We start from the raw sequence: 9,298 nt of genomic DNA, 5'->3' as shown, positions 1-9,298 counted from the left end.
TTTATATATTGAGATTTATCCTCGCCCAGGTTTATAGTCCGGCTCACTCACTGCCAAAAACAAAACAGGTGAAGCGATGCTGGCGCAATTGATCGCGCTCGATTGGGGGACAACCTCATTACGTGCTTACAAACTCGCTGCAGGCGGCCAGGTGCTGGAACAGCGCTCGCTGTCGTCCGGGATCATGCAGTTGCCGAAAACGCCGCGAGTCATCAACGGTCGCGAATGCGCCGACGGTTTTGAACTGGCGTTCGATGAAGCGTGCGGCGACTGGCTCGATGCACAGCCGAATCTGCCGGTCATCGCATGCGGCATGGTCGGCAGCGCCCAGGGTTGGCGTGAAGCGGCCTACTGTGACACGCCGGCAAACGTCGCCAATCTCGGAAACTCCCTACAAACAGTCCGCAGTCTGCGTGGCGTCACCGTGCATATCGTGCCGGGCGTGATTCAGCGTTCTCGCCTGCCGAACGTGATGCGCGGCGAAGAAACCCAAGTACTGGGTGTGCTGCAAAATCTTCCGGGCGAAGAGGGCGGCGATCTGTTGATCGGCCTGCCGGGCAGTCATTCGAAATGGGTGGAAGTGGCCGACGGCTGCATTACTCATTTCGACACCTTCATGACCGGCGAAGTGTTCGCCGTGCTCAGTGCGCACAGCATTCTCGGCCGCACCCAGCAGCAGGGCGAATCGTTTGACGGTTCGGCGTTTGATCGCGGGGTTCAGACCGCCCTTTCGGTGGACGGCGAAATCGGTGTGCTCTCAACCTTGTTCAGCGCCCGCAGCCTCGGCCTGACCGGCGAGCTCAGTGGCACCGCGCAACCGGATTATCTGTCCGGCCTGTTGATCGGCCATGAACTGGCGGCGCTTGCCACTGTGCAGCGGCGTCGACGCAACAGCCCCCAACTTCCTTCGATCGTCCTCATCGGCAACACGCAATTGTGCGAGCGCTACAGCCGAGCCCTCGATGCGTGCGGTTTCGCCCGGGTGACGCTGGCCGAACAAGCCACCGAGCGTGGCTTGTGGCAACTGGCGCTGGCCGCCGGACTGATCGATTCCTCATCCCGTTAACCCTGACTGGAGGCCTGACATGCTCAAGCAAGCATTGGCGCAAAACGGTCTGATCGCGATTCTGCGAGGCCTGCGCCCGCAAGAAGCCGTTGCTATCGGAAATGTCCTGTATGCGGAAGGATTTCGCGTCATCGAAGTGCCGCTCAATTCCCCTGAGCCGTACGAAAGTATCCGCATTCTGCGTGACACCTTGCCGGCCGATTGCCTGATCGGTGCGGGCACGGTGTTGACGCCGAAGCAGGTTGAGCAAGTAAAAGCGGCCGGCGGACAAGTGATCGTCATGCCGCACAGCGATGCCAAGGTATTGCGCGCGGCAAAAGCGGCGGGCCTGTACCTGTCGCCCGGCGTTGCCACACCGACCGAGGCGTTCGCGGCACTGGCCGACGGGGCGGACATTCTCAAGCTGTTCCCGGCCGAGCAGATGAGCCCGGCGGTCGTCAAAGCGTGGCTCGCCGTGCTGCCTGCCGGAACCATCCTTGCGCCGGTCGGCGGCATCACACCGGACAACATGCAGGTGTTCATCGACGCGGGCGTGAAAGGTTTCGGCCTCGGGTCCGGGTTGTTCAAACCCGGGATGACGCCAGAGCAAGTGGCGGTCAATGCCAAGGCCTATGTCGCTGCCTGGAAGGCGCTTCGCTAAGACTATTTGGGCGCTGCGGGCGCCACATCAGATAAGAGAGACAACAGATGAAAATCACCAAACTCACCACCTTCATCGTGCCGCCGCGCTGGTGCTTCCTCAAAGTCGAAACCGACGAGGGCGTGACCGGTTGGGGCGAGCCCGTGGTCGAAGGTCGCGCGCACACTGTAGCTGCTGCCGTTGAAGAAATGTCCGACTACCTGATCGGTAAAGATCCACGCAACATCGAAGACATCTGGACGGTGCTGTATCGCGGCGGTTTCTACCGTGGCGGCGCGATCCACATGAGTGCGCTGGCCGGCATCGATCAGGCGCTGTGGGACATTAAGGGCAAGGCGCTCGGTGTGTCGGTCAGCGACCTGCTCGGTGGCCAGGTGCGTGACAAGATCCGCGTGTATTCGTGGATCGGTGGCGACCGTCCGGCCGATACTGCGCGAGCCGCGCAAGAAGCGGTCAGCCGTGGTTTTACGGCGGTGAAAATGAACGGCACCGAAGAACTTCAATTTCTCGATACCTTCGAGAAGGTCGACCGCGCCCTGGCCAGCGTGGCCGCCGTGCGCGATGCGGTCGGGCCAAACGTCGGCATCGGCGTCGACTTCCATGGCCGGGTGCACAAACCCATGGCCAAGGTGCTGATGAAGGAACTCGATCCGTACAAATTGATGTTCATCGAAGAACCGGTGCTCAGCGAGAACTACGAAGCGCTGAAAGAATTGGCGCCGCTGACCAGCACGCCGATTGCACTCGGCGAACGCCTGTTCTCCCGTTGGGATTTCAAGCGCGTGCTCAGCGAAGGCTATGTCGACATCATCCAGCCGGATGCGTCCCACGCCGGCGGCATCACCGAAACACGCAAAATCGCCAACATGGCCGAAGCCTACGACGTGGCGCTGGCGCTGCATTGTCCGTTGGGGCCGATTGCGCTGGCGGCGTGCCTGCAACTGGATGCGGCCTGCTACAACGCGTTCATTCAGGAGCAAAGCCTGGGTATCCATTACAACGAAAGCAACGATTTGCTCGACTACGTGAAGGATCCGCAGGTGTTCGATTACGACCAGGGCTTCGTGAAAATCCCGAACGGTCCGGGCCTGGGCATCGAGATCAACGAGGAATACGTGATCGAACGCGCAGCGGTCGGCCATCGCTGGCGCAACCCGATCTGGCGCCACGCCGACGGCAGCTTTGCCGAGTGGTGAGTCACTGACTCGCCAATTCCTGTGGGAGCTGGCTGGTCAGCGATGAGGGCAGCACATCCAGCACTGATGTAGCTGACACTCCGCTATCGCTGGCAAGCCAGCTCCCACAGGGAACGATCAAGTTCTAGAACGACCTCAATAAACACAAAAAGAGGCACTCCCCATGCAACCGCAAACCCTCACTGGGCAGGCGTCCTTGGTGACGCCCAGCCGCAAGCGGTTTTTCATCATGGTGTTGTTGTTCATCACCGTGGTCATCAATTATCTCGACCGCAGCAACCTGTCGATTGCCGCCCCGGCGCTGACCAGCGAACTGGGTATCGACCCGGTTCACGTCGGTCTGATTTTCTCCGCGTTCGGCTGGACCTATGCCGCCATGCAGATTCCCGGCGGCTGGCTGGTGGATCGGGTGCCGCCGCGCATCCTTTATAGCGTCGCTTTGCTGCTGTGGTCGATCGCCACGGTGATGCTCGGTTTCGCCGCCAGTTTCATCGCGCTGTTCGTGCTGCGCATGGCGGTCGGTGCACTGGAAGCGCCGGCGTATCCGATCAACAGCCGCGTGGTCACCACCTGGTTCCCCGAGCGTGAGCGCGCCACGGCAATCGGTTTTTACACTTCCGGGCAATTCGTCGGGCTGGCGTTTCTGACCCCGGTATTGGCTTGGCTGCAACATGCGTTCGGCTGGCACATGGTGTTTGTCGCGACCGGTGCAGTGGGCATCCTCTGGGCGTTCATCTGGTACGCGGTGTATCGCGAACCGAAGGATTTCAAAGGCGCCAACGCCGAAGAAATCGAGCTGATCCGCGAAGGCGGCGGGCTGGTAGACATTCAGGAAGACAGCGCCAAGGCCAAAGCCAAGTTCAGCTGGACGGATCTCGGCATCGTGCTGACCAAGCGCAAGCTCTGGGGCATTTACCTCGGTCAGTTTTGCTTGAATTCGACGTTGTGGTTTTTCCTGACGTGGTTCCCGACTTACCTGGTGAAATATCGCGGCATGGACTTCATCAAGTCCGGCTTGTTGGCATCGCTGCCGTTTCTTGCCGCGTTCGTCGGCGTGTTGTGCTCGGGGTTCTTTTCCGACTTCCTGATCCGTCGCGGTTACACCGTAGGCTTTGCGCGCAAGTTGCCAATCATTGGCGGATTGTTGATTTCCACCTCGATCATCGGCGCCAACTTTGTTGAGTCAACGCCGTTGGTGATTGCCTTCCTGGCGCTGGCGTTTTTTGGCAATGGACTGGCGTCGATCACCTGGTCGCTGGTATCGACATTGGCTCCGGCGCGGCTGCTCGGGTTGACCGGCGGGGTGTTCAACTTCATCGGTAACCTGTCGGCGATTGCCACGCCGATTGTGATTGGCTTTCTGGCCAGTGGCGATTCGTTCGCGCCGGCGATTACCTACATCGCGGTGCTGGCATTGATCGGTGCGTTGTCCTACGTGCTGCTGGTGGGCAAGGTCGAGCGCATCGAGTTGTAGTCGTCCCGGTCGGGCGACCATAATGCCGCCCGTTCTCACGCTCAACGGTAAAGGCTGGATATGCAGGAAGACGCCCCAAAGACCACCAAGGACGCCGCGCCCACCGGCACCCAGACCCTGCTTCGCGGGCTGGGGGTGGTGCAGGCCGTCGCCAGTGGCGCTCGCGACCTCAAGGAAATCGCCCGACTGATCGGCACCACGCGCAGCACGACTCATCGCCTGGCCAGTTGTCTGGTGGATGAGCGTTACCTGCGTGTCGTGCCGCAAATCGGTTATCTGCTGGGGCCGAAGTTGATCGAACTGGGCTTTCAGGCCCGGGAAGAGTTGCCGCTGGTGACGCTGGCGGGATCGTACCTGGACGAGTTGTCGGCGCTGACCGGCGACACCGTTCACTTAGGGATTCGTGAAGGCGACGAAGTGCTGTATCTGCTGAAGAATCCGGGGCGTAACGGCCCGGAAATGCGCTCGCGGGTCGGCCATCGCATGCCATTGGCGCGCACCGGGATCGGCAAGGCGTTGATGCTGGATGACACGCCGCAGGATTGGCAGCGTCTGTACGACATCAGCCTGCCGGCGGGTGGGAAAAGTCAGTTCTGGCCGCAGCATCCGCAGCAGTCCTGGGAGCAGCTCGAACAACGGATGACCGAGTATGTCGCCGGCGGATACGCGTTCGATCTGGAAGACAACGAGCCGTCGATCCGCTGCGTGGCGGCGCCGATCCGCGATGCGAGCAAGCGCATCGTCGCGGCCATCAGCATCGCGAGCACGGTGCCGTACATGCCGCTGGAAAAAATGGCCGAGCTGATCCCCCTGATCAAAGGGGTCACAGCGCGGCTTTCAGCGGAACTCGGGCTGAAGGGTTAAACCTTCAGCGTTGCCATGTCGATGACGAAGCGGTACTTCACATCACCGGCGATCATCCGGGCGTAGGCCTCGTTGATCTGGCGGATGTCGAGCATTTCGATGTCGCAGGTGATGTTGTGCTCAGCGCAGAAATCCAGCACTTCCTGGGTTTCAGCAATGCCGCCGATCAGCGAACCGGCAAGCACGCGACGACCCAAAACCAGTTTCGCCGCGTGCACCGGTGGATCAATCGGTTCGATCAGACCCACCAGAATGTGCACGCCGTCAAAGCGCAAAGTGTCGAGGTACGGGTTGAGGTCGTGCTGTACCGGAATGGTGTCTAGCAGGAAGTCGAAGTGACCTGCTGCCGCCTTCATCTGCTCCTCGTCAGTGGAAACGATCACATGATCGGCACCTTGGCGACGACCTTCCTCGGCCTTGCTCGCCGAGCGGGTGAACAGTGTCACTTCTGCGCCCATGGCCTTGGCGAACTTGATGCCCATGTGGCCCAGACCGCCCATGCCGAGAATCCCGACCTTGTCACCGGCCTTGACGCCGTAATGCTTGAGCGGCGAATAGGTGGTGATGCCGGCGCAGAGGATCGGCGCGGCGCTGGCCAGTGCAAGTTTTTCCGGAATGCGCACGACAAAGTGCTCGCTGACCACGATGCTGTCGGAATAACCGCCCATGGTGTTGCTGCCGTCTACCCGATCCGGCGTGGCATAGGTCATGGTCGGACCTTCGAGGCAATATTGCTCAAGGTTCGCCCGGCAGGCTTCGCAGCTGCGGCAGGAGTCGACCATGCAACCGACGCCGACCAGATCGCCGATTTTGTGCTGGGTGACATTCGCACCGATGGCGGTGACTTTTCCGACGATCTCATGGCCCGGCATCAGTGGGTAAACGGCGATGCCCCATTCATTGCGGGCCTGGTGAATGTCGGAGTGGCAGACGCCGCAGTAGAGAATCTCGATGGCGACGTCGTCAGCCCGTGGGCTGCGGCGTTCGAATTTCATCGGGGCGAGGGGCGTGGAGGCCGATTGGGCGGCATAACCGATGGCGGTGTACATGGGGGAACCTCGCAAAACAATGACAAGTGAGGCGGCGCATTTTGGGCGCCACCTCGTTGTCCGGCCATGACGATTCCTCCGGGTGTCATGCCTAATCCTCCGTCATGCGGGTTTGATCGGTCGCATTGGCAAACAGATCTGCGATGATGCTTGCCTGCGTTATTTCGTGATTTTTTTGCTGAAGAGTTTCCAATGCTGCTGACCCGCCATCTTGATGCCAACGCCACGCTGGTTTCGCTGATCGAGCCGCTGACGGCCCGCGACGGTTACACCCAGACCGGGTTGCCCGGCGTGCAGGTTCTGCGCGCCAGTTGCGATGTCGCTCGTGGCCCGCACATTTATGAACCGAGCCTGATGATCATCGCCCAAGGCAGCAAACTGGCGTTTCTCGGGCCGCGCACCCTGGAATATGGCGCGGGGCATTACTTGATTCAGGCGCTGCCGGTGCCTTTTGAATGTGAAACCTATGCCTTGCCAAATGCGCCGTTGCTCGGCGTGACCATTGCCCTCGACCGGATCCTGCTCGGTGAGTTGGTGTTGGCCATGGGGTTGGCGCCGGGGCGGAATATTCCGGCGCAGACACCGGAGTCGATGACCTCGGTCGTGCTCGACGATGACATGCGTGGCTGTGTCGAGCGGCTGCTGCGCTGTCTGCACGATCCGCTGGAATGTCAGATTCTCGGGCCGGCGCGGGTGCGCGAGTTATTGTTCGTTGTCCTGCGCGGGCCGCAAGCGGATGTGCTGCGGGCACTGGTCGAGCAGCAAGGGCATTTTGCGCGGGTGGCGGCGTCGATCAGCCACTTGCATGCGCATTACACCGAGCCGTTAAACGTCGAAACTCTGGCCGGTTGCGCGAACATGAGCCTTTCGACGTTTCATGAGCACTTCAAGCGCAGCACGTTGTTGTCGCCGGTGCAGTATTTGAAGCGTCTGCGCTTGTTGAAAGCGCAGACGCTGCTGGTCGCCGAAGGGCTTGGCGTGGCGCAGGTCGCGCATCGGGTCGGGTATCAGAGCACGTCGCAGTTCAGTCGCGAGTACAAGCGCTACTTCGAGCGCAGTCCGGGCGATGAACGCGCTGCCTGAGGGTTTTTGTGGTGTTGGAGGGATTTTAGGCAACAAAAAGGCCCCCGATTCGGGAGCCTTGTTGTTCAGCAGATCGACTTACATGTTCGGGTAAGTCGGCCCGCCAGCGCCTTCCGGTGCCACCCAGGTGATGTTCTGCGCAGGATCCTTGATGTCGCAGGTCTTGCAGTGCACGCAGTTCTGGGCATTGATCTGGAAACGTTTCTCGCCGTCTTCTTTAGTGACCACTTCATACACGCCGGCCGGGCAGTAACGCTGGGCAGGCTCATCGTACAAAGGCAGGTTCTTGCTGATCGGAATGCTTGGATCGGTCAGCTTCAAGTGGCACGGCTGTTCTTCTTCGTGGTTGGTGCCGGAGATGAACACCGAGCTGAGCTTGTCGAAGCTGAGCTTGCCGTCGGGTTTCGGGTAGTCGATCTTCTTGCAGTCGGCCGCGAGCTTGAGGCAAGCATAATCCGGCTTGGTGTCACGCAATGTGAACGGCAGTTTGCCGCCGAAGATGTTCTGATCCAGCCAATTGAAACCACCGCCGACGATGGCACCGTATTTGTGAATCGCCGCACCGAAGTTGCGGCTTGTGAACAGTTCGTCGTGCAGCCAGCTCTTCTTGAACGCGTCGACGTAAGTGGTCAGCTCTTCAGTGCCATCCTTCTCGGCGAACAGCGCCTCGGCCACCGATTCAGCGGCGAGCATGCCGGACTTCATCGCGGTGTGGCTGCCTTTGATCTTGGCGAAGTTCAATGTGCCGAGATCGCAACCGATCAGCGCGCCGCCCTTGAAGACCATTTTCGGCAGCGAGTTCAGGCCGCCCTTTGCGATGGCACGAGCGCCATAACTGATGCGCTTGCCGCCTTCCAGGTATTGAGCCAGCACCGGGTGATGCTTGAGGCGCTGGAACTCGTCGAATGGTGACAGGAAGGTGTTGCTGTAGGACAGATCAACGATCAGACCCACCACCACCTGGTTGTTTTCCAGGTGATAGAGGAACGAGCCGCCCGTGTTCTCGGTGCCCATGATGTCCAGCGGCCAGCCAGCGGTGTGTACCACCAGGCCTGGCTGATGCTTGGCCGGGTCGATTTCCCAGATTTCCTTCAGGCCGATGCCGTAGTGCTGGGCGTCGGCATCGCTGTCGAGGTTAAAGCGCTTGATCAGTTGCTTGCCGATGTGGCCACGGCAACCTTCGGCGAACAACGTGTACTTGGCACGCAGTTCCATACCCGGGGTGTACAGGCCTTCTTTAGGCTGGCCTTCGCGGTCGACACCGAGGTCGCCGGTGATGATCCCGCGAACCACGCCATTCTCATCGAACAGCGCTTCCTGGGCGGCGAAGCCCGGATAGATTTCCACGCCCAGGTTCTCGGCCTGCTGGGCAAGCCAGCGGCACAGGTTCCCGAGGGAAATAATGTAATTGCCTTCGTTGTGCATGGTCTTCGGCACAAAGAAGTCAGGAATTTTTTGCGCGCTCTCGGCGTTTTTCAGCACGAAAATGTCATCGCGCTTGACCGGGGTGTTCAGCGGGGCGCCGAGTTCTTTCCAGTCCGGGAACAATTCGTTCAGGGCCCGTGGCTCGAATACGGCACCGGATAGGATGTGTGCGCCGACTTCGGAGCCTTTTTCGACCACGCAGACGCTGATTTCCTTACCGGCTTCGGCGGCCTTCTGCTTCAGGCGGCAGGCGGCAGACAGGCCAGCGGGGCCGGCACCGACGATGACCACGTCGAATTCCATGTATTCGCGTTCCACAGGCTATCTCCTACTCAAGGCTCACAGTTTTTTTCTAATTGGAGGTTCGATGTCGCATCCATTTGAGCTTTACGTTAACGTAAAGCAAGAATAATGGATAACCCACCTTTCTCTCTAGGCGGCGCATTATATCTACACCACTCTGAGCGTCCAATACAAACGTTTGTTTGAATCGGCTCCAGC

The 9,298-nt window shown here is 60.0% G+C and carries 8 protein-coding genes; 6 read left to right on the top strand and 2 right to left on the bottom strand.

Going from position 1 to position 9,298, the window contains the following annotated elements:
• The first annotated feature begins 76 nt into the window (after positions 1-76).
• From GIW69_RS05655 to GIW69_RS05635, 5 genes are all read left to right on the top strand, one after another.
• The gene (locus GIW69_RS05655) at positions 77-1,066 is read left to right on the top strand and encodes a 2-dehydro-3-deoxygalactonokinase (RefSeq protein WP_236481150.1); all 990 of its coding nucleotides are present in this window, start codon (positions 77-79) and stop codon (positions 1,064-1,066) included.
• 19 nt (positions 1,067-1,085) lie between these two features.
• Entirely contained in the window at positions 1,086-1,706 is a 621-nt protein-coding gene (locus tag GIW69_RS05650; protein WP_236481149.1) for a 2-dehydro-3-deoxy-6-phosphogalactonate aldolase, read from the top strand.
• 47 nt (positions 1,707-1,753) lie between these two features.
• Entirely contained in the window at positions 1,754-2,902 is a 1,149-nt protein-coding gene (gene dgoD, locus GIW69_RS05645) for a galactonate dehydratase (RefSeq protein WP_236481148.1), read from the top strand.
• Between the two features lie 163 nt (positions 2,903-3,065).
• The gene (locus GIW69_RS05640) at positions 3,066-4,376 is read left to right on the top strand and encodes an MFS transporter (RefSeq protein ID WP_236481147.1); all 1,311 of its coding nucleotides are present in this window, start codon (positions 3,066-3,068) and stop codon (positions 4,374-4,376) included.
• A 60-nt stretch (positions 4,377-4,436) separates the two neighbouring features.
• Complete coding sequence (locus GIW69_RS05635) at positions 4,437-5,240, top strand: IclR family transcriptional regulator (RefSeq protein ID WP_236481146.1); 804 nt, start codon at positions 4,437-4,439, stop codon at positions 5,238-5,240.
• Here GIW69_RS05635 and GIW69_RS05630 read toward each other — a convergent pair.
• Positions 5,237-6,289, bottom strand: a complete 1,053-nt coding sequence (locus tag GIW69_RS05630; protein ID WP_236481145.1) for an NAD(P)-dependent alcohol dehydrogenase — start codon at positions 6,287-6,289, stop codon at positions 5,237-5,239. The two genes, GIW69_RS05635 and GIW69_RS05630, sit on opposite strands and share 4 nt — an antisense overlap.
• A 192-nt stretch (positions 6,290-6,481) precedes the next feature.
• Between GIW69_RS05630 and GIW69_RS05625 the strand changes: the two genes are divergently transcribed.
• Positions 6,482-7,372 carry an AraC family transcriptional regulator gene (locus tag GIW69_RS05625; RefSeq protein WP_236481144.1) on the top strand — a complete coding sequence of 297 codons (891 nt, stop codon included), beginning with the start codon at positions 6,482-6,484 and terminating at the stop codon, positions 7,370-7,372.
• A 78-nt stretch (positions 7,373-7,450) separates the two neighbouring features.
• Here GIW69_RS05625 and GIW69_RS05620 read toward each other — a convergent pair whose 3' ends face one another.
• Positions 7,451-9,115 (bottom strand): electron transfer flavoprotein-ubiquinone oxidoreductase, encoded by a 1,665-nt coding sequence (locus GIW69_RS05620; RefSeq protein ID WP_236481143.1) that lies wholly within the window; start codon positions 9,113-9,115, stop codon positions 7,451-7,453.
• Positions 9,116-9,298 lie beyond the last annotated feature (183 nt).

The organism is Pseudomonas syringae (assembly GCF_021605415.1).
Classification (GTDB): Bacteria; Pseudomonadota; Gammaproteobacteria; order Pseudomonadales; family Pseudomonadaceae; genus Aquipseudomonas; species Aquipseudomonas syringae_S.
This window is presented reverse-complemented; position numbering and strand designations above follow the sequence as displayed.

Bases quoted from the DNA above. Each gene is read 5' to 3' on its own strand.
- GIW69_RS05650 (WP_236481149.1), top strand. From the start codon at position 1,086: ATGCTCAAGCAAGCATTGGCGCAAAACGGTCTGATCGCGATTCTGCGA.
- GIW69_RS05635 (WP_236481146.1), top strand. From the start codon at position 4,437: ATGCAGGAAGACGCCCCAAAGACCACCAAGGACGCCGCGCCCACCGGC.
- GIW69_RS05625 (WP_236481144.1), top strand. From the start codon at position 6,482: ATGCTGCTGACCCGCCATCTTGATGCCAACGCCACGCTGGTTTCGCTG.
- GIW69_RS05655 (WP_236481150.1), top strand. From the start codon at position 77: ATGCTGGCGCAATTGATCGCGCTCGATTGGGGGACAACCTCATTACGT.
- GIW69_RS05640 (WP_236481147.1), top strand. From the start codon at position 3,066: ATGCAACCGCAAACCCTCACTGGGCAGGCGTCCTTGGTGACGCCCAGC.
- dgoD (WP_236481148.1), top strand. From the start codon at position 1,754: ATGAAAATCACCAAACTCACCACCTTCATCGTGCCGCCGCGCTGGTGC.
- GIW69_RS05630 (WP_236481145.1), bottom strand. From the start codon at position 6,289: ATGTACACCGCCATCGGTTATGCCGCCCAATCGGCCTCCACGCCCCTC.